Genomic DNA, 21,652 nt, shown 5'->3' with positions numbered 1-21,652 from the left:
AGAAAAAAATGCTACATTTATCACAAGATATAGAACATACACAACAACAATAAAGACACAAACACTTCATTTACAGTGTTTTATTTTTAATAATCATAGATGAAAAACAATTTACTTTCTCAAATTCTCCATAAATTTTCTCCGCCCCAGCTAAAAGCTTGGTCTGCGTACTGCCAATCTCCCTATCACCTCACCAATAAGCATCTGCAAAACCTCAGTGTTCTGCTACTTGAATACTTCCAGCGAGAAAGTTATCAATTGCTGGATAAAGCAACACTTTGGCAGCAATTACACCCTGACCAACCTTATCGGGCCAGCACAATGAACAATTATTTATCAGATTTACTACAGGCCACCTATGCCTTTTTGGCGCACAATGAACTCCAAAATAACGAAGATATAGCCTACCCGCTGCAAATACAGGCCTTATTAGACCTGGGTTTGGTCATTCCCGCTCAGCGGATTTTAAAAAAATGGCAAAAAAAATGGGCCGACTTCCCCGAGGAAGGCGCGACTTCTTTAAATATTCGCTATCAAATTGCAGGTTTTGAAGACACGATTAGCCTACTCGCTTCAAAAAGAAAGCACAACTCTGCTTTACAGCGAAAAAGTCAATTGCTGGACCAATACTACACCCTGGAACAACTGGTCAATTATTGCAATATGCTCAGTCGACAGCACATCGTCCAGGGACAGTACGAGTTGTCTTACCTAAAAGAAGTTTTTCAAAAGGCAGCTGCAGTAGATCAGCAAATGCAATACCAATCGGCTATAAATATCTACCTAGCCCTTGCACGTTTACTACAGTCTGAAGATGATGACCATTCATTTTCTGACATGGAAAAGCAACTGGAGATATATCCCGAAGCACTCCCACCAGAAGAAAAGCGAACGGTTTACAATTTCCTGCTCAATTATTGTGTACAAAGAATAAACATGGGGGAAACCCATTATTACCAAAAGGTACTGACAATCTATCGAAAGCTGCTTGACGAACAGTTACTCTTGCGAGACCAACGGATTTCGCAGTGGACATACACCAATATCGTCACCTCTGGTAGTCGCTTAAAAGCCTGGGAATGGACAGAGCATTTCCTGGAATCCTACCGTACATTCCTCCCTCCTCAAGACCAATACAATGCTTATCATTACAATCTGGCGGCCTTGCGCTACGAGCAAGCTCAATATGACAAAGCGCTACAGGGTTTACACCAGGTAGAATTTACAGATGCATTTTACCACCTCGGGGCAAAATCTATTCAATTAAAAATCTACTACCATAAGGAAGAAACGGCTTCTTTTCAAGCCCTCATTTTTGCTACGCGACAATTTGTGACCCGCAACCGACAACTGAGCAGCCTGAAGAAAAACGCTTACCTCAATTTTCTAAAGTTGATCAAACAGTTGTATGATTTACGTTATGAGAGCAAATACTGGAAGTCGGAAAAACAGCAGCACCGCATGCAAAAACTGCAAGACCGGCTCAGTAACAAGGCCTATTCTGCCAATTACAAAGATTGGTTGGCGGAAGAACGGGAAAAACTAGAGGTACATACAAGTAACACTCCTTAGTGCCCAAAGCACTAGAGTTGTTCTGCTGGGGGCTGTTTTAGCGAAAGCGCTAAAATTTTATTCTGGGCAAGGCAGATTTTGCAGCCGAATGCGGGCAATTCGGCGAAAAATCTAACGCAGCTCAGGATAAAATTTTTCGCTTGCAGCAAAACTTGTCCCAGCAGAACAACTCTACTAATACCGTTCTATTTTATATCACAGGCTAATACCTCTTTGGGGCCATCCTTGGTCATCAGAACGCCTCGAAGCTCGTCGCCGATAGCTATAGGCCCCACGCCAGAGGGGGTGCCTGTGTAGATGTAATCGCCCATTTGCAGCTTGAAATATTGCGAAACAAAGCAAATAATATCCTGAAAAGAAAAGAGCATATCTTTTGAGTAGCCGTGCTGCACCTTTTGGCCATTTTTTTCAAGATAAAACTCAATATTCGACAAGCCCGGCAGCGTGTTCAGTTCTACGAAGTCACCGATAACGGCCGAACCGTCAAATCCTTTTGCCAATTCCCAGGGTTGCCCTTTGGCTTTCAGTTCTGATTGCAAATCACGCGCCGTGAAATCGATGCCCAAGCCTACTTCCTGGATATAATCGAGGGCAAATTCGGGTTGAACATGGCGGCCATTTTTACCAATTTTCAACACGATCTCCAATTCGTAATGAATATCCTTAGTGAATTCAGGAAAATAAAAAGGCTTCCTGTTGATCAAAAGTGCCGAAGCTGGCTTCATAAACACAACTGGTTGTGCAGGTATCGGGTTGTTTAATTCTTTGGCATGCTCGGCGTAATTGCGGCCAATGCAGATGATCTTCATTTTAGATAAATTTTTTCATTCTTAAGTGAATCGTAAAGCCCTTGCCATTTTGGATGGTCAGCTCAGCACCCAAGCGTTGCGCTCTCATTCGGAGGTTGGCCAATCCCTGACCTTTCTTCCCACGTTTAGCACCATTATCATCTGCTCCTATCCCATCATCCTCAATGCGTAATTCAAAGTTACTACCACGGTTGCCCATCCAGATTTCCACCTGCTTAGCTTGTGCGTGTTTTGCTACGTTATTGATGGCTTCCTTGTAGATGAAGTAGATATTTTGACGAATATTAGCCGGAATTGGGCCGTCATTTTCTAGTTGGTGTGTTTCCAGATGATAGCGGATTTCCAAAGGCAGCAGCACCTCATCGGCGTGCTCTTCCATTCGGTTGATCAACTCACGAAGGCGATCACGGCGTGAATCTATTGACCAGATGACATCACTCATCTTAGACATGGCACGCTGGCTGGCTTGACGAATATTTTGCAGCTTCAGATCCAGGCTAGGCTCGTTTATCTGTGAGCGTAGCAACTCTGACTGTAGAGAAATTCCCGCTAGCAAGCCACTGACTTCATCGTGCAGATCACTGGCCAATTGTGTTCTCAGGCGTTCCATCCGCAGTTTTTCCTCCAGCCGATAACGTAACAGCCCATATACAAAAGCTGCTAACAGAAAAATTGCCAAAATGATGAACCAGGTGCTTTTGTAAAAAATCTCCTTGACAAACATATTGAGCACCAAAGATTCTTTGCCCCAATTGCCATTCGGATCTGCTCCTTGAACATAGATTTTATAAGTGCCCGATTTGATATCATTGTACCTCAAGCTTCTATCCCCTTTGAGGTAGATCCATTCTTGATCGGGATCGTTGCCGATTCGGTAGCGAAACTGGTTATTAGCAGTAGGTGTATAAATCGGCAGTGCGAAGTCAAAGCTAAAATAAGAATAATGGGGCTCAATGACAATCGAGGGGTTTTCCAATAAATTGGCCGAGACAACGATGGTCGAATCCAGCTTACTATTGTAATGAGAAAAGCTGGTCAGCAATACTTTAGGGATGTCTCTGCTTACCAGCAGCTCGTATTCTTTAAAGGCATTGATACCATTTACACCACCAAAGTAAAAATGCCCATCGGAGGCATTGAAGGCTGAAAAACGATTGAACTCATTGTGACTCAAACCATCGATCTGAAAAAAACTACGGGAATCATCCCGATCGGGTGTGAAATAAGACAAGCCATTATAAGTACTTATCCACAATGCGCCCGGACCACCTGACAAAATACAGGCAATCGTATTTGAAACCAGCCCATCTCGTGTGGTGTAAGATTTCCAATGCGCTGTCTTTTTATCATAAGAAGAAAGACCATTAAGGGTACCAATCCATAGGGTCTCTTGCTCATCCAGAAAAAGCGAATACACAAAATTATCGGCTAAATTTACCGAAACAGCCTCTGAGCTTTGAGGATCCTCCCCACGAATAAACCGCTGCCAGGTGAGGTCTTCCATATTGACCTTGAACAAGCCCTGCTCCGTTCCCACCCAAATCAATACTCCGTCAACCAACAGATACCTAATATAGACGGATGCAAAAGGGTTATTGTTTTCTTTATCAAGAAACCGGCTAAAAGTTTGTGTTTGGCTATCGAAGAAGACCAATGCCCCACGATTTTCGCTGGATCGTGCACCTAAGACAAAATGCTCGTTGTCTTTTTTTGCATAAGCTGTAAAAGCATCCTGATACTCAAAAATTTGGTTATTGCAATTTTCCAAATCATACTGGTGAAGATATCCAATCCGACGATCTGTCCCGTCTCCGGTGACTCCCCACAGGTACCCTGTCGTATCATACCAAATACCCTGGCAATTATTGTAATCCAGGTAATTACCAAATTTATCATGTAGCCGAATGGTATCAATCAAATCATTTTCCACATCAAGTTTATACCAGGCGGTTACCTCTCTTGAGAAATAAATATTCCCTTCCTTGTCTTCACAAATGCCTCGCATGGAGTAGCCACGTTGATCTTCGCCAATACGTTGATTTAGATAGCGTTGCAAACGTGTTGTAGTATTCTGTACTACTTTCAATCCAGTATCTGTACCGATAAAAATAGTGCGAAAAAAGTCCTTACTGTAAATACTTAAAAGATAGTTACCAACTTCTAGCAAGTGACTAAAATCAAAAATCGCTCCTTCTTCACTCAAGCAAAAAAGTTGTCTAATAAAAGGGAAATTACCATTGATATCTCCTTGCGAAAAAATTAAATTCCCACGATCATCTTCCCATATATCACAATAAATTTTGTCCGTTGAGAGCCCTGTATAAAGCTCTAAGCTATCCTTACCATCGGCGAGTGTGTATAATCCTGGAACGTTTTTAAATGCCAACCAAACCCTCTCTGCATCATCCTGATAAAAAATACTCATATCAGAAGTATTAAAAGGTTGTCCAGGAGAGGTTCCTTGATAATAATCCACTTCCTTAGTAGTCGGCTCCCATGCTCTTAATCCATGCTCATCATCGTAAAGAATAACTTTTCCGTGTCGGTCTACCAACAAATCAATGACGGGATACTGCTTTATCCATTTTTCATTTAAAAGACAGACCTCCTGAAATGCTCGCAAACCGTAGTCATAAACATATACTGCGGTGAAGGTATCTGATTTCGAAACAACAAAAACATTCCCTGCTTCATCAACGTAAAACCTGCGTGCTTGTCCTTTGATCTGCAGTGTTACTTCTACTTTTTCCACCTCGAAACTCGCCACATCAATGATATCGAAAGAGGTGTAAAGATCTTCGAAAAAAACGAGTAAGCGATGGTCAGGAGAACAAGCTATTTCTTTGATGTAAGACTGTGACAATCGGTAATTTTGCGACACTTTCTCACTGTTAGAGAAGGTTACAAACTCGTATCCATCAAATCGATTAAGTCCATTGCCCGTTGCTAGCCAAACCAAGCCTGATTTGTCCATTTCAATATCTCCCACCAGGCGATTCGACAAACCTTCACGAATGGCATAGGCATCGAAAATCAAACTCTGTGCCATCAGGCTACTCAGGCCGATCCACAGGCACCAGCAGAGTGCTGATAAAACCAGTACCAAGCTCTTTTTTTGTTGCTTAAATCTCACCATCAAGTTTCTTGCGAATCACTTCAGCCTTACTATTGACCTGAAGGGTACGGTATATTTTTTTGATGTGGTCTCTTACCGTTTCTACGGAGATGATCAGCTTGTCGGCGATCATTTTGTAGCTCAGCCCATCCGTAAGCAGCTCTACAATTTGGTGTTGACGCGGAGTGAGGACGGGGTTCGCAGTTGATCGATCTGGCGGTGCAAAATGCTCGATCACCTTACGTGCAATACCTGGAGACATGTAAGACTCCCCTCGGGAAACCATCGTCACTGCTTCTCGTAGAATGGGTGGGCTTGCTTTCTTTTTCGAAATATAAGAAACAGCACCAGCACAAAGGGCTTTGAAAATATCGTCAGAACTGTCCTTATTGGTCAACATGATGATATCCATATCAGGCCGACGCTCTTTGAGGTAGCGAATACCTCTAAGGCCACTCATACCTGGGAGGTTGATATCTAGCAGTAAAGTGGTAAGTTGTACTTCGGGTGTTAAGTCTTCAAGAGCGTCCTCCAGGGTTTGTGCCTCGAGGGTTATTTCGATGTCGGGATTGCCGGAAAAGGTTTCGCGGATGCTTTGCAACATTAATCCTTCGTCTTCGATGATGCCAAGGTGAATCATAGTTCAGGGTTTCAAAAGAACAAGGTGGTAACAAAACGTTTTCTCCCTTATTCAATATTGTGTTGCAAATTACGGAAAACTTTAATCCTTTTTTGGTAATCAGAGCGCTGGCAAGTATGTTTGTAGACCCTGACAAGCTCTAACAGATGGGTTAGTATCACCAAATTAGTAAGTATTATGCTAAATGCAAAAATTGCCGGTATCGGCTACCACGTTCCTGACAATATTATTACCAACGATGATCTGGCAAAAGTCATGGATACCAATGACGAATGGATCAGAGAGCGTACAGGAATCGAAGAGCGGCGATATGCTACCAAACATAAAGAAACCACTACCACGCTGGGTGCTAAAGCGGCCATTCGCGCACTTGCTGATGCCGGTGTTGATAAGGAAGAGGTTGATTTTATCATCTTCGCAACATTAAGTCCGGATTACTACTTCCCTGGCTGTGGCGTTTTATTGCAAAGAGAGTTGGGGATCACCAATACCGAAATTGGCGCGCTGGATATCCGCAACCAGTGTTCTGGTTTTGTTTACGGCCTTTCAATTGCTGATCAATTCATCAAAACGGGTATGTACAAAAACATCCTCCTGGTAGGTGCGGAAATGCACTCCATGGGCTTGGATTTCAGCACCCGTGGCCGCAACGTGACGGTCATTTTTGGTGATGGTGCCGGAGCGGTACTCCTACAGCCTACGGAAGACAAAAATCAGGGTATCCTGACCACCAAGCTTCACAGTGACGGTACGTACGCAGAAAAACTGGCCTTCATCAATCCCGGAGCACATGGCGGCTATCACCACGAGCAAGCCGGCGAAGAATATGATTATGGCTATCCGGATTCTAGCCAGTACGGGGAAATGTTCATCACGCCACACATGCTAGAAACAGGGCAATATTATCCTAATATGGAGGGCCAATTTGTGTTCAAGTTAGCCGTAAGGAAATTCCCCGAAGTCATCCACGAAGCGCTCACCGCCGTAGGATTGACGACCAAAGACATTGACATGCTCATCCCGCATCAGGCCAACTTGCGCATTGCCCAGTTTGTACAAAAAACGCTACGCCTAGGAGATCATCAGGTCTGGAACAACATCCAGAAATACGGCAATACCACCGCTGCTTCGATCCCTATCGCTCTGGCAGAAGCCGTACAAGCAGGTGCCGTAAAACGAGGCGACTTGGTTTGTCTGGCTGCTTTTGGCAGTGGATTTACCTGGGGTTCGGCATTGATTAGATGGTAGGTTGAAGTCGGAAGTGGGAAGTGGGAAGTCGGAAGTAACGAGGTACGCGGATACGGGAAGACATGTTTCACCAGCATCTATAGTTCTCCAAATCAGATTTACAAATCTTAGAGCTTGTTAGTACCCCATCTATTTGCTACCAAAAGAAAGCAAGCCACTTACAAGTGAAAAACACTTCCGACTTCTCACTTCCGAACTCCGAATTTAAAATACGGTTCATCCCCACGCTTACCTGCCCACTTCCGAATTTAACATACGATTCCTCGGAGAATTTCGTTTTTAGCACGAACCAAAATCACCTAGTTCATGCGTACCCTACTTTTTAGTTTATTGAGTCTGTTATCGCTGGCTATTTCTGCGCAAGGAGACCCGGCGGCCACGGAAGAACAGTACGAGTCTTCTTACGAGTGGCGGGTCCGGCAGGAAAGGCTTTTTGAGGTCTATATCCCCAAAGATTTAGGAGAGGTCTTTAACCAACTCAACCAACTTTCAGAAACTTCTGGTAGAGAAAATTTCCGCCGCCTTAGTGAACAAGAAGCTGCTACCAAACCTTTCTTCGGACTTGGCCGCTGGATGTCACACAACTGGGGCTTTTATGGAGGATCACGCCTGACGGCCTATTTAAACCAACTTAACCTGTACCACCCCGACGACATGACCCGTTTTTTGTTGGTCATGTATCACCGCCATCTCAACAAAAAAAATCTTGACCCTCGCCCAGTTGTGGAAGGGTTGTTGAAGCTACGCCGCGAGCAGGAACAGCAGAGAATATTAGAGGGAGGTGAAATCATCCACCAGGAAAGCAGAATTCTGGATTCTATTCCTGGGGGGAATTAGGGAATTGGGAAGTCGGAAGTCGGAAGTCGGAAATAATAGGGGGTGTACGAAAATGGGAAGCCGGAAGTATTTTTCTCCGCTAATGCAGTAAATACTTCCGACTTCCCACATCTTCATTCCGACTGAAAACAAGTCTATTACTTCAAGCTATCGTAAACGTCCATTACGGCTTTTACGTGAGAAGAGGAGGTATCCATCAAGGCCTGCTCATCTTCATTAAGCTGAATTTCCAGTAGTTGTTCGATACCATTGGCACCTAACTTCACAGGCACACCAAGGTAAACATCGTTTTGCCCGTATTCTCCATTGAGGAGCGTACAACAAGGGAAAATACGTTTTTCGTCACGAACGATGGCTTCTACCATTTGAGCTGCTGCTGCGCCAGGCGCATACCAGGCAGAAGTACCCATCAGTTTCACGAGTTCACCACCACCCGACTTGGTCCGCTCAACAATTGCATCAAGGCTTTCCGCATCAATTAGTTCCGTTACCGGAATACCTGCCACTGTGGTGTAGCGAGGCAGAGGTACCATGGTATCACCGTGGCCACCCAACAGAAGGGCCTGAATATCTTTTGGAGAAACGTCAAGCGCGGTAGAAAGGAAGGCCCGGTAACGAGCAGTATCCAAAATACCAGCCATCCCGAAAACGCGACTGCGATCCAAGCCAGAAGCAACATGGGCAGCGTACGTCATCACGTCCAATGGGTTAGAGACAATGATAATGATCGGGTTAGGAGAATACTCCATGATCGACTTGGTTACGCTCTGTACGATCTTTGCGTTGGTCGAAATTAGATCGTCACGGCTCATTCCTGGCTTACGTGGAATACCTGCAGTAATCACTACAATATCAGAATTAGCTGTATCAGCATAATCATCGGTACCCATCAGGCGGGTGCTGTAGTAATCAATAGGAGCTTGTTGCCAGGTATCAAGGGCTTTACCACGGGCGGTATCACCGACAATATCCAGCAGAACTATTTCTTTTACGAGGTCTTTGTGGGCTAAAACGTTTGCGCAGGTAGCTCCAACATTACCGGCACCAACTACGGTTACTTTACTCATGTTTTGATTTATTGGTTTTTTCGGCCATTTATTAATAATCTTACAATTTAGCCGAAGGTTTGTTGTTTGCGCGGCAAACATAGCGTTTTTTTTGCGCTTTGTTCAACCAAAGACCAAACATTTGGCTTTGTACAACGTAGAGTCTGCTAGATATTTTTCTATTTTTGCATTCAGTTTAGTAAAAGTAAATTATTTACCATATGCGTCTACTTCTTATTCTTGTTGGCTTCCTTAGCATAGGTAGTCTTAGCCTCTCGGCCCAGCATTTGTGTGGCACCCATCCTGATAGCGAAGGGTTTGAACTACAAAAAAGCCGCTTGCTCCATAATTTAAGGGCTGCTGCCGAAGGAACAGTCACCGCTCGTGACGTATCTTTTGTACCGATTCGCTTTCACGTAGGTGCGAAAAATGACGGCACCGGACGCATTAGTGTCAACAAAGTACTTGACCAATTATGTGAATTGAATGAAGATTTCGCGCCCTATGACATCCAGTTTTTTCTGGCCGGTGGCAATATTAACTTCATCAACAATACGGCTTTCTACGAAAATCACAGTGCTACCCAAAATAGTGTGATGGCCATCCAGAAGGATCCACGGGCTTTGAATGTATTCATTGTCGAAAGCGCTAATACGGGCAACAACCCTGGTGATGGCGTTACTTTGGCTTATTACAGCATCCCACGTGATTGGATTGTGATAACCAAAACCTACATCCGTGACAATGATGCTACCCTAAGCCACGAAATTGGTCACTTCTTTTCCCTGATGCATACCTTCAATGGATGGGAATGCGGTGGTTACAACACCGAAGATGTATCTGCACCAACTTCGCCATCTTGCGGAAGCCCTGCTACCGAGCGGGCCAATGGTTCTAATTGTGAAACTTCAGGAGACTTCATTTGTGATACACCTCCTGATTACAACAATGGACTGGGTTGGAACAACTGCAATTTCACCCTCAACGTACTCGATCCTCAAGGTAATGTAATTGACCCTGACGAGCGCAACTACATGAGCTACTTCCTGAGTTGCCCAGATGAAGATTACTATTTTTCCGTTCAACAAAACGAAGCTGTTCAGCAAGACTTGAACTCTTTTTCTCGCAATTACCTGCGCCTGGATCCTGTGCCTAATGTACCTGTGATTACCGAAGGTACAACAGCGAACTACCCCATTAATGATGAAGTTACGGATGCTTACAATTACGTCAACTTCCAATGGGAGGCAGTACCAGGAGCTACCGCATACTTCCTGGAAATTGACCGCGTAGCCACTTTCTCGATTGATCCTATCCGTCTGGTCGTTTACGGCAACAGCAAGGTCATTACGGAACTAGACCCTAATCGCAACTATTATTGGCGCGTTCGTCCTTTCAATGCAATGTCTGGCTGTGCGCCAATTAGCAGCCTGGTTTCTTTCCGTACGGGAACCGGTGCAACCAATGTTGAAACGCCTGCTTTTGTAGAAGAATTTACCGTTTCTCCGAACCCTGTTGTAGGCCAAAGTGAGCTACAGATCAGGCTCAGCAGCCAGGAGGCTTTCAACGGGATGATTGAAGTATTGGACATCACTGGCCGCCCAACGGGTGTACAGCGCCAATACGACTTCGCAGCTGGTGCTCAGCAATTGAGTCTCGGTATTGATCGCCTCACCAATGGCATCTATCTTTTACAGATAACGACTACGGAAGGTAGACTTACCCAAAAAATAGTAGTGGCCAATTAAGGTCAGCCAACTTACCAAAACTGCCCTCTTCCAAAACCACGGAAGAGGGCAGTCTGTTTTTAGCCCAAATGGCATTTTTACAGGTCAAATTCATGAATTTGCCTTGTAAAAGACCAATCAATTCATGACCGTATGCAAATTATCTACAAAGTCTTTGCATTAGCGCTCTTGCTTGGAGTGCTATCTCCCCTAAATAGTCAGAACCAGGAACCAGCTCCTTGTGGCACCCGGATTGGCGTCAGCCCCTGGTTGAGGGATTTCCAAAACAGGATACACAGTTCTTCTCGCACCGATGATGTGCTGTATTTGCCGCTTCAGGTACACATGGTGGGCACTGATCAAGGGACGGGCTACATGTCTACCAAAGCTGTTTTTCAAGCGTTCTGCACGCTCAACGAAGATTTTGCGCAGGCCAATATCCAATTCTTCCTGGCCAACCCCATCAATTATATCGATAATTCCGGCTATTACCAACATGAGTTTGATGGCGGCTACGATATGATGGCACAAAACAACTTTCCCAATGTGATCAATTGCTACATCGTTGAAGATCCAGCGGGCAACTGTGGCTATTTCTTTCCTGGTGTAGACGGAATTGCACTAGCCAAAGGTTGTACTGGACCCAACGACCATACCTGGGCTCATGAAGTAGGCCACTTTCTGTCACTCCCCCACCCTTTCTATGGTTGGGAAGGCGAGACCCACAACTACAGCTCCCCTGCTCCTTTATCCTGGGAAGGCTGGCAAGTAGAAAAAGTAGATGGTAGCAATTGCACCAATGCTGGCGATGGCTTTTGCGATACCGCGCCAGACTACCTCAACTACCGTTGGAATTGTAATGCCGATGGCTTCTCTAGCACCGTACAAACAGACCCCAACGGAGCCACCTTCGTCTCTGATGGAACGCTGTACATGTCTTATTCAAACGCTGCTTGCAAAAGCACATTTTCTGACGATCAAATCGCAGCCATGCGGGCCAATATCGAGGAGGTGCGTACCAACCTGATCACCCTCCCTCCTGCCGTGGAAGACATCACTATTTCAGCGCAAGACGAAATCAATCTCCTCGTTCCGGCAAGCGGTGTACTGGCAGAGGGCGACCCCGTCACCTTGACCTGGGAAGCCATCCCCGGTGCTACCCATTATATCGTCCAGGTGAATCCTTTCAACTTTTTCAGCATCATCTTCGAGGAGCAGATTGTTGAAGGACCAAGTATTCAGATCAGTGGCTTACAGCCCAACCGTACTCATTACTGGCGAATCAAGCCTTTCAATTGGTACAATACCTGTAGTGATTTCACTTCCTCTTCAAGTTTTGAAACGGGTATCACCACTGCTACCCAAGAACGCTTGCCCGGAGAATCCTTCCAGATTTCACCCAACCCCTCCTCAACAGGCCAGGTAAGCCTGCGCATACAAACGACGACTAACACCCTGGCCAATTGGCAACTGATCGATAGTAGGGGTAGCTTGCAACAAACAGGTAGTTTCCAGACCAGTACAGGAACGCAGGAACAAGTGTTGGATATCTCGGGCCTCCCTGCTGGTTTGTACTTTATTCAATTGCAACTTGACGGTCGGCAATCGGTTCATAAATTGATGGTCAATTAATACATTTGATTATGAAGGCTTTATACCTGTGGATATTATCATTGGTTTTATCCTTTTCAATGCTGGCGCAATCTGATTTCTCTCCAGAAAACTTCTGTGCCAATCAGCAAGGACGATCCAAGTGGTTGAAACAGTACCAGGCTCATCCCGAGCACTTCAGCAAAGGAGGAGATACTACTATTTATGTGGCCATGACCGTCCACCTCCTCGGCACGGACAGTGGCACTGGCTATTATTCTGAAAAGAACTTGCTTGATGCCTTTTGCCTGCTCAACGAATCCTACGAACCGGCCGGTATCCAGTTTTTTCTTGCGGGCGATATTTTATACCACAACAACTCTGCTTACTACCAGCATAGCTCCGTGCTGGAAGGAGGCCAGATGATGTTTGAATACAATGTTCCCAATACCCTCAACACCTATTTCGTTAGCGATCCGGCGGGCAATTGTGGCTACAATCTTCCTTATGCGGGTATTGCCAACGCGATCAGTTGTTCAGGGCCTAATGACATCACCTGGTCGCACGAAGTGGGGCACGGACTGAGCTTGCCTCACCCCTTTTTAGGTTGGGAAGGTGGTGTAAGCTGGGACGGCAGCGTAGACCACAATTTCAGTGATCCGGCTCCGGCGCAAGTCACTTATGATTATACCTATTTTCAGGATACCCTCATCCTGGATACCATGATCATTGATACCACTTTCGTGGAATTGGTTGACGGCAGCAATTGCACCATCGCCGCCGACGGCTTTTGTGACACACCACCGGATTACCTGGCCAGCCGCTGGAATTGTAACGGCAATGGCGTAAGCGGAACGGTTCAACATGATCCCGCGGATGTAGCCTTCCAGTCTGATGGTTCTCTAATCATGAACTACGCTAATGACGCCTGTCAAAATCGCTTCAGCGAGGAACAGCAGTCTGCCATGCGTGCCTTTCTCTACGACCAGCGTTCGCAATGGATTTCCGCTGATCCGGCGCTCGCTCCCGTAGAACAAACAGCTACCCTCATCAGTCCAATTGGTGGAGAAATCCAACAGAATTTTGCCGCAGAACTGACCTGGTCAGCAGTGCCCAATGCCACCCAATATCTGGTGCAGGTAAGTCGCTTGAGTAGCTTCCCTTCTGCACTGACAGACAACTACCTTACGTCCGGCAACAGTCTGATTGTCGATGAACTTTCCGAAGATCGTACCTACTTTTGGCGCGTACGTGCCTTCAATAATTACCATACCTGCAGCGAATTTACAGCCACAGAGAATTTTGAACTCACTTTCCCTGTTGCCACAACCGAAATCAACGAAATGACGGAATGGCGCGTCTATCCTCAACCCGTGGATGGCCAACAATACCTGCAAGTAAGCTGGCAGATGAAAGCTGCCTGGAATGGTACCCTGAGCTTCCACAATGCACTGGGGCAAACACTTTGGACCCAATCACTGTCTTTAAATTCGGGACAAAACAACAACCAAATTGAGTTGAACAACGCACCAGCCGGCCTCTACTACCTACGCTTGCAAAGTGGTAGTCAGCAGCAGGTAATGAGGGTGATGGTGGAATAAGCGACACCAATGATAACACTAAGACCAGCAACCATTCAGGATCTCGAAATACTTCTTTTCTGGGATGCACAACAACACGTTATTGATTGCGACCCAGATGATGATTGGAATTGGGAGACAGAATTACTTCGAACCCCACCATGGCGAGAGCAGTTGATCGCAGAAAAAAATGGCACGCCCATTGGCTTCCTGCAAATCATTGACCCTTATCACGAAGAGAGTCATTACTGGGGAGACATCGAAGAAAACAAGAGAGCCATCGATATCTGGATAGGAGAAGAAAAAAATCTGAATAAAGGATACGGCACCATCATCATGCAACTCGCCATCGAACGGTGTTTTCAAGATCCTGAGGTACAAGAAATTTTAATCGACCCCTTAAAATCCAATGTAAAAGCCCATAGATTTTATGAGCGGCTTGGGTTCGTATTTCTAGAAGAGAGAGCTTTCAACGAAACGCCTTGTTACGTCTACCGGCTAACGCGCCTTCAAGCAACGGAAGGCTGAAGTTGAACTTAAACTTTCTCGTTCGACCTTGGCTGTGCCTACGTCGCAGCGTCCGCAAAATTCCGTTTTGCAGAGAACTGGATAAAAAAACAGGTTATACCCACCCGAAATCTCGAAAGGATATAACCTGTTTTGAATGCAACCATAGCGATTAGGAGCCAATATGAAAATCCCTCTACGCTATACTCAAAGTGGCGATAGCATCGCCACGCATCCATTTACTTACAAGCTGAAAGCAGCTTTCACCTGATCCACATAATCCAGCTTCTCCCAGGTGAAGGTTTCTACTTCCATCATTTTCACTTCGCCAGAACCACTGACCATGCGGACCGTTTTCTTTTCCGAGTCGCGGCCCATGTGGCCGTAAGCGGCGGTCTCACTGTAGATTGGGGTACGTAGCTTCAAGCGCTTTTCGATGGCGTAAGGACGCATATCGAAGATGCTGTTCACCTTGTTGGCGATCTCGCTATCGCTCAAGCTTACTTTCGCAGTGCCGTAGGTGTTGATGTAGATGTTGGTAGGCTTGGCTACACCGATAGCGTAAGACACCTGCACCAAAATCTCATCACAAACGCCCGCTGCTACCAAATTCTTGGCAATATGTCGGGTAGCATAAGCTGCTGAACGGTCAACCTTGGAAGGGTCTTTGCCCGAAAAAGCACCGCCACCGTGTGCGCCTTTACCACCGTAAGTATCTACGATGATTTTACGGCCAGTCAGTCCGGTGTCACCGTGCGGGCCGCCAATAACGAACTTACCCGTTGGGTTGACATGGTAAGTGATCTCGTCAGTGAAGAGTGCTTGCAATTCCGGCTTTAGCTGCGCCTTCACACGAGGAACAACGATATTGATGACATCTTCCCGGATTTTCGCCAACATCTTCTCGTCTTCCGCGAAGGGATCGTGCTGGGTAGAAACAACGATAGAATCGATGCGCTGAGGCTGGTGGTCATCGCTGTATTCGATGGTCACCTGCGACTTGCTATCGGGGCGCAAGTAAGTCATTTCGGTGCCTCCTTTGCGGATCGCCGCCAATTCCTGTAGAATCTTATGCGACAAGTCTAAAGCCAGGGGCATGTAGTTTTCGGTCTCGTTGGTCGCATAACCAAACATCATTCCCTGGTCACCAGCACCCTGGTCTTCAGGATTTTGGCGTTCTACCCCCTGGTTGATGTCGGGCGACTGTTCGTGAATAGCCGAAAGTACACCACAGCTGTTGGCTTCAAACATATACTCCGACTTGGTATAGCCGATGCGTTGGATAACGTCGCGAGCAATCTGCTGCACATCCAGGTAAACACTGGATTTTACTTCTCCGGCAAGCACAACCTGCCCGGTAGTTACCAGTGTTTCACAAGCAACTTTTGACTGTGGATCAAAAGCAATGAAATGATCGACTAAAGCGTCGGAGATCTGATCTGCAACTTTATCGGGATGTCCTTCGGAAACAGATTCAGAAGTAAAGAGGTAAGGCATGTTCTGATATTTTCTTCGCTTACAATGGTCCGGGGGGTATGTCCTTGTTCCAGACGCCGCAAAAATAGAAATTATTTACAGACAATAACAGTTCGAGCGCAGCTATGTTGTGTTAGAAAAAAAGAAGCTCACAAGTTTTCTGTATTTAGAAAAAAAGTTATATTTGCTTGCCTTATTTTTACAAAAGTACACTTATCAAGCTTTTTGCATTTGCTTTAACTTCCCTTATCAAGAAGTTCACACCCGCCTAAGAACTTAGGCTTCTAGTGTTTTTTTCAACATTGTCCAATCGTCTAATCCACTGCCGGCCCGGCCGGTGCAGCATTGTGTTTGCTGGTATTTTGCGGTACCATTGCGATGCTGGGTTTTGAATTATTGCACTGAGACGACTTCAAAAGGACGATTTATGAATAAACTACACAACGCCTGCCGCTTGGCTAACAGCCAATGCAATCTTTTTTCTATCCCACTACTTCATCAAGACTTTAACTATTGGTCGGCATTTTTGCTGCTGGCTTTGAGCCTTTTAGGCTTTTCACAAGTCAATGCCCAGATTGGTTGTATTGGCAACGTCAACGTTACGTTGGATGAAAATTGTGGCGCACTCGTAAATCCAGAGATGGTCTTAACGGGTAATTATGCCGCTGCAGATTCTATCTCCATTACCCTTGATGACCAGGAAAGTAACTACCTCAGCGGCTGTGGTATTCACACCTACAACGTTGATGTTTTTGTGAATGACGAACTGGTTCTCACCTGTTGGGGGAATATTTTGGCAGAAGACAAGACGGCGCCAATACTTATCTGCCCGGAAGGTACCGGCGAAGCTGTTTTGCTCAATGATATGCAAGTCTTTCGGGGAGAGTTGTTTGCCGATTCTCCTTTTTTCCAACCTGCCCAACAAAGTTGTTACCAAGAAACAGAACCGCCACTAGCGATTGGTGATCGCTTCTACAGCCTCCATTCCTTTACAATAACTTCTTCAGACATCTTTACCTTTATTGGTGCGGCAGATTACGACGGTCTTCTCAGTCTTTACCAAGGCGATTTTCTACCCGACAACCCCTGTCAAAACTTGATTGCCCAATCCGACAATACTTTTTTGGGCAGTGTCGATGGTTTCGATCCGATTGTCCCAAGCATCAACCCTTCCTTTCGATTGAGTCTTAACCTACAAACCAACCGGAACTATACGCTGGTTTGGACCAGCCGAGAACCTTTGGACACCGGAGCTTATGGCATAGCTATTTTTGCCGATAATAATGGCCGCGTCACCAACCTGAGCAAGACCCAAGTACAACTGGCTGCCGAACTCATCTGCCTGGACGTAGAAGACGTGGTACTTACCAACACCTATACTTACAGCCTTTATGCCGACGGTAGCTTGATCCTTGATTACAATGATCCCTACCGTATTCCGCAGGAAATTCGCAACAAGCTGAATTTTACCGGTTTCCCGGAAGTGACGGACAATTGCGGAGATATGCTTGTAACCGTATACGATGAGCTGGAAGAAGCTGGTGACTGCGGCGATTGGACCATTACCCGGTATTTTCAGATCGCCGATCGGTACAACTCCAATTGTACGGATCCTACCTTGGTGGTGAACTGTACCCAAACGATTATCGTCCGTAAACCGACGCTTGAAGACATTGTCCTTCCTCCTTTTACTTCTATCATGGAATGTGATGAAGGATTCCCAACGGATGGCCTTATGGGAGGCCCTGATGACAACCCTGCCCCCGAATATGCTGGATTCCCCTATTTAAGTACCGGCATCAATTTCTACAACCTCGACCAGAGCATTTGTAACATTGGCGCTTCCTATTCCGACGAGCCGCGCATTGTCACCTGTCCTGGCACTTATTACTTCCGTAGAGAGTGGAACATCATCGATTGGTGTGATCCCGGAAATAGCATTATTTACAATCAAATCATTTATGTAGGAGATTTTACCGGCCCGGTTATCACTTACAACATTCCCGATTACGATCATGATGGGGAGCCGGATACTTATTATCAGTTTTCTACCTCTCCTGCCAGTTGCCTGGCAAATGTTGTCGTCCCAACGCCAACAGTGAGTGACGGCAATGGCTGTGCTGGTATCCAGGGTATTCAAGCCCAAATCAATGATTCTGAAGGAAATTACGTTTGGAGTGGATCGACAAGTACCCTGGTACAATTGCAGATAGGCGATTATACCCTTACCTACTGTGCTACGGATGAATGTGCGAATGAAAGCTGCTCAGATGTACTGCTTGAGGTACGAGATCGCATTGCGCCAACCGCCTCTTGCACGGATGCCTTGATCGTCTCCTTGGGTGGCGGAGACAGCAATAATGGAGAATTTGGCAGTGCCTCCCTCAGTGCCGAAGACCTTAATGAAGGCTCTTCTGACCATTGCAGTACGGTAACACTAGCGATCCGCCGTGATGAAGATACAACCTGGTCGGATAGCGTAGATTTCTCCTGTGAAGACATCGGTAACACCATTACCATTCACCTCTTGGTCACCGACACTTCTCAGAACAGCAACACCTGTTGGCTGGAAGTTACTCCGGAAGACAAACTCCACCCTCAGTGCACTGCTCCTCAAGATGTCATGCTCAGCTGTGTAGAACTACCGCTAAGTTTTCCGGGAGATATTGGCATTGCTTACCTGAGTAATTTCAGGGCTACTTCGATCATGATGACGAGCATATTTGGTGGTGCCGGCGGCACTGACAATTGCGCTGTTGATACCATTGCCGAAAGAACCCCAAACATCAACATCAACGACTGCGGCTGGGGAACCATCACCCGCCGTTTCGAAGCCTGGCAACTCCGCCCGCAAGGAGATGTAAACGGCAATGGCGCCATCGACATCAACGAGGTATTCCGCTCCACCAACAGCTGCCAGCAGGTCATCACCATCATGGAAGTCCATCAATTTACCATCGATTTCCCCGAGGATGCAGCAGCTGATTGCGGTAGCCCTATCGTACCGGCCATCATCACCGATGCATTGGGTTGTGATGTCCTGGCGGTCAATGTCAGTGACCCTGTGGTCTTTTCGGCAACAGGTGACGAGTGTTATAAATATTCGTTGACCTATGACGTCATTAACTGGTGCCTTTGGGACGGAGAATACGATGGTTACACCCTCGAACGACTGACAGAAGATGATGGCGAAGACCTGCCCCAAGACCGATCGGTAGAAGGCAACGAACGCCCCGTGGTACGCTACAACAACGTCAGTGGCCTGGTGATTGACCGCAAGCACAACGACCGCGACGGAGATTCTGATTTAGTCAACTCCTCCCCTACGCTCCCTAACTATGGACGGTATATTTACACCCAATTCATCAAGGTCTACGACTCCACTGCACCCACAGTAGCAGTAGGTTACTTTGGGGGGCCTACCGAAGAAGCAACTGATCTTGCAGCCGGCCAATTTGCTGATATTTTTGGCAACTGTGCCGCCCCCGTAAGCATTCCCTTCTCCGTGGCGGATGACTGTGAACTATTTGATACCGCTGGTAACCTAACGGTAAGCTTGGTAAGTGCGACGCTCGATGCCTTTGCGATGGACGCCAACGGAGATGGCAACATTCAGTCGAACGAGTTTGTGGCCGATCAAGATGTAAGGAGCTTGATCACTGATAATGAAGATGGTACCTTCCTCTTTAGTGGCGAATTCCCTATCATTCCAACGGATATGGGGCCTAACGTTTACCATGCCTTACGGGTACTTTTTGCCGACGGCTGTGGTAATCAAACCAGTAGAACCATTGTATTTGATGTGGTAGACAGAAAGGGGCCAGCTCCGATTTGTATCAATGGGCTGACCGTGACCCTCATGCCCCAAATTGATGGCGGCTGTGCGATGAGTATCTGGGCTTCGGATTTTGCAAATTCTGCCATCTACGATTGTACCGGCCAAGGCGAAGAAAATGAAGACGGACTGCGTGAAGTCAATAAGTATGCTATTTACCGCGCCAGCACCGTGCAGGCTGATCCTAATTTCACGCCTGACCCTGCGGATAACGGCCTGGTACTGAATCAAACTGACGAAGCTACTACCGTTGTGTACGTCTATGCTTTCGACGAGGAAGGAAATTATGACTACTGTGAAACCTACATCCAGGTACAGGAGCACAGCGAATGTGGGGCAGTGACGGGCACCATCGCAGGCTTGATCTCCACGGAAAATGCTGCCGGGATTGAAGGCGTAGAAGTTAATGTAAGTGGCAACTACTCCCAGGGCACCCTTACCTCCGCAACGGGGATGTACACCTTTACCAATCTTGAAATAGGCACCGATTTGTCGGTCATCCCTTACCTAAACACTAACCCCAGCAATGGTGTCACGACCTTTGACCTGGTCTTAATCAGCAAGCACATCTTGGGTATTCGCTTGCTGGACAGCCCATACAAAATGATTGCTGCAGATGTCAACAAGTCCGAAAGCATCACCACCCTGGATTTGATCCAAATCCGCAAGCTGGTTCTTCAGATAAGTACGGGTTTCCCTAACAATACCAGTTGGCGCTTCATCCCAGCGGATTATTCCTTCCCGGAGGCCAATAACCCGTGGGCGGAATTTTTCCCTGAGGTGACCAACCACAACAACATTGAAGAAGAAGTGCAAGCCAACTTTGTGGGCGTAAAAATAGGTGATGTCAACAATAGTGCTTTAGCCAATGCGATGGCACAAGAGGAAAGATCCTTGCGTGGACAATTTGACTTTGTATTTGACAACCAGTTACTCGCTGCAGGTGAGGAACATGCTATCCGTTTTGAAAACACAAGCCTGGCTACCCTGGAAGGCTGGCAGATGGCACTGGCGCTTCAGCATGTGGAACTAGTAGCACTGGAATACGATTTAGCCCAGGAAGCCAATTTCCACCAGCCCTCTACTTCCGACAACTTGCTCCTCATCTCCTGGCACGAAACCGGAGTAGCTGCTACAACTACGCAGCAGGCTCAGCATTTCTTCACCCTCCGCTTGCGCGCGAAAGCAGATATTCTACTCAGTGATGCGCTCATGGTTCAAGATCGGCATTTACTGTCGGAAGCCTATCAATCAGGAGAACATTTGCAATTAGGATTGAAATTCAGCAGTGGCAAAAATGCAGGCTTCTCGCTAGCCCAAAACGCTCCGAATCCTTTTGACGAAAGCACTCAAGTCAGGTTTACGCTTGACCAGCAAGAAGATCTCACCTTTAGGGTACAAAACATTCAGGGACAGGTGATTTACCAAATCACAGGAACCTACGCTGCCGGTGCCCACTATATCGAGCTGACTCCCCAGCTTCTTGGGCAAGTAAGCGGTGTATTGAGTTACACCCTTACCGCCGGCGATGCGGCTTTGACCCGAAAGATGGTATTGCTCCCGTAAAAAGTATTGGATTTTGCGAATTAGCGTTCTTGGGCACCTCGTGTTGTCTGAGAACGCTTTTTTTGAGTAGCTAAGTCGTGTCGCAAAACCGACGCAGAACAGAG

General features: G+C 46.4%; 13 protein-coding genes. 8 read left to right on the top strand and 5 right to left on the bottom strand.

Annotation, left to right across the window (positions count from 1 at the left end):
* Window positions 1-99 precede the first annotated feature (99 nt).
* Entirely contained in the window at window positions 100-1,572 is a 1,473-nt protein-coding gene (locus AB0L18_RS20660; protein WP_367389224.1) for a hypothetical protein, read from the top strand.
* Between the two features lie 185 nt (window positions 1,573-1,757).
* Here AB0L18_RS20660 and AB0L18_RS20655 read toward each other — a convergent pair whose 3' ends face one another.
* Genes AB0L18_RS20655 through AB0L18_RS20645 form a run of 3 tightly spaced genes read right to left on the bottom strand, consistent with a single transcriptional unit; the run spans window position 1,758 to window position 6,136 of the window.
* On the bottom strand, window positions 1,758-2,381 hold the full coding sequence (locus AB0L18_RS20655) for a fumarylacetoacetate hydrolase family protein (RefSeq protein ID WP_367389223.1): 624 nt from the start codon (window positions 2,379-2,381) through the stop codon (window positions 1,758-1,760).
* Window position 2,382: 1 nt separating this feature from the next.
* A complete protein-coding gene (locus tag AB0L18_RS20650) occupies window positions 2,383-5,517 on the bottom strand; it encodes a two-component regulator propeller domain-containing protein (protein ID WP_367389222.1) in 3,135 nt (1,044 codons plus the stop codon).
* Window positions 5,504-6,136 (bottom strand): response regulator, encoded by a 633-nt coding sequence (locus tag AB0L18_RS20645; protein WP_367389221.1) that lies wholly within the window; start codon window positions 6,134-6,136, stop codon window positions 5,504-5,506. Before AB0L18_RS20645 ends, AB0L18_RS20650 begins: the two co-directional genes overlap by 14 nt.
* Before the next feature lie 177 nt (window positions 6,137-6,313).
* Between AB0L18_RS20645 and AB0L18_RS20640 the strand changes: the two genes are divergently transcribed.
* Together AB0L18_RS20640 and AB0L18_RS20635 are read left to right on the top strand one after the other, a co-directional pair.
* Window positions 6,314-7,384, top strand: a complete 1,071-nt coding sequence (locus AB0L18_RS20640; RefSeq protein WP_367389220.1) for a 3-oxoacyl-ACP synthase III family protein — start codon at window positions 6,314-6,316, stop codon at window positions 7,382-7,384.
* Between the two features lie 306 nt (window positions 7,385-7,690).
* Entirely contained in the window at window positions 7,691-8,221 is a 531-nt protein-coding gene (locus tag AB0L18_RS20635) for a DUF6794 domain-containing protein (RefSeq protein WP_367389219.1), read from the top strand.
* A gap of 137 nt (window positions 8,222-8,358) precedes the next feature.
* Here AB0L18_RS20635 and mdh read toward each other — a convergent pair whose 3' ends face one another.
* The gene (gene mdh / locus AB0L18_RS20630; protein ID WP_367389218.1) at window positions 8,359-9,288 is read right to left on the bottom strand and encodes a malate dehydrogenase; all 930 of its coding nucleotides are present in this window, start codon (window positions 9,286-9,288) and stop codon (window positions 8,359-8,361) included.
* A gap of 200 nt (window positions 9,289-9,488) precedes the next feature.
* On the opposite strand from mdh, the gene AB0L18_RS20625 reads away from it, so the two are divergent.
* From AB0L18_RS20625 to AB0L18_RS20610, 4 genes are all read left to right on the top strand, one after another.
* Window positions 9,489-11,015, top strand: coding sequence for a T9SS type A sorting domain-containing protein (locus AB0L18_RS20625; protein WP_367389217.1), 1,527 nt, complete (start codon window positions 9,489-9,491; stop codon window positions 11,013-11,015).
* Between the two features lie 132 nt (window positions 11,016-11,147).
* Entirely contained in the window at window positions 11,148-12,626 is a 1,479-nt protein-coding gene (locus AB0L18_RS20620; protein ID WP_367389216.1) for a T9SS type A sorting domain-containing protein, read from the top strand.
* Between the two features lie 11 nt (window positions 12,627-12,637).
* The gene (locus AB0L18_RS20615; RefSeq protein WP_367389215.1) at window positions 12,638-14,185 is read left to right on the top strand and encodes a T9SS type A sorting domain-containing protein; all 1,548 of its coding nucleotides are present in this window, start codon (window positions 12,638-12,640) and stop codon (window positions 14,183-14,185) included.
* A gap of 9 nt (window positions 14,186-14,194) precedes the next feature.
* Complete coding sequence (locus tag AB0L18_RS20610) at window positions 14,195-14,692, top strand: GNAT family N-acetyltransferase (RefSeq protein ID WP_367389214.1); 498 nt, start codon at window positions 14,195-14,197, stop codon at window positions 14,690-14,692.
* Between the two features lie 222 nt (window positions 14,693-14,914).
* Here AB0L18_RS20610 and metK read toward each other — a convergent pair whose 3' ends face one another.
* Window positions 14,915-16,168, bottom strand: a complete 1,254-nt coding sequence (gene metK / locus AB0L18_RS20605) for a methionine adenosyltransferase (protein WP_367389213.1) — start codon at window positions 16,166-16,168, stop codon at window positions 14,915-14,917.
* 406 nt (window positions 16,169-16,574) lie between these two features.
* Here metK and AB0L18_RS20600 point away from each other — a divergent pair, with 406 nt between their 5' ends.
* Window positions 16,575-21,548 (top strand): hypothetical protein, encoded by a 4,974-nt coding sequence (locus AB0L18_RS20600; protein WP_367389212.1) that lies wholly within the window; start codon window positions 16,575-16,577, stop codon window positions 21,546-21,548.
* Window positions 21,549-21,652 lie beyond the last annotated feature (104 nt).

This window comes from Lewinella sp. LCG006 (assembly GCF_040784935.1).
Lineage (GTDB): Bacteria > Bacteroidota > Bacteroidia > Chitinophagales > Saprospiraceae > Lewinella.
The sequence above is the reverse complement of the archived record's forward strand: the minus strand, read 5'-3'. Positions and strand labels throughout refer to the sequence as shown.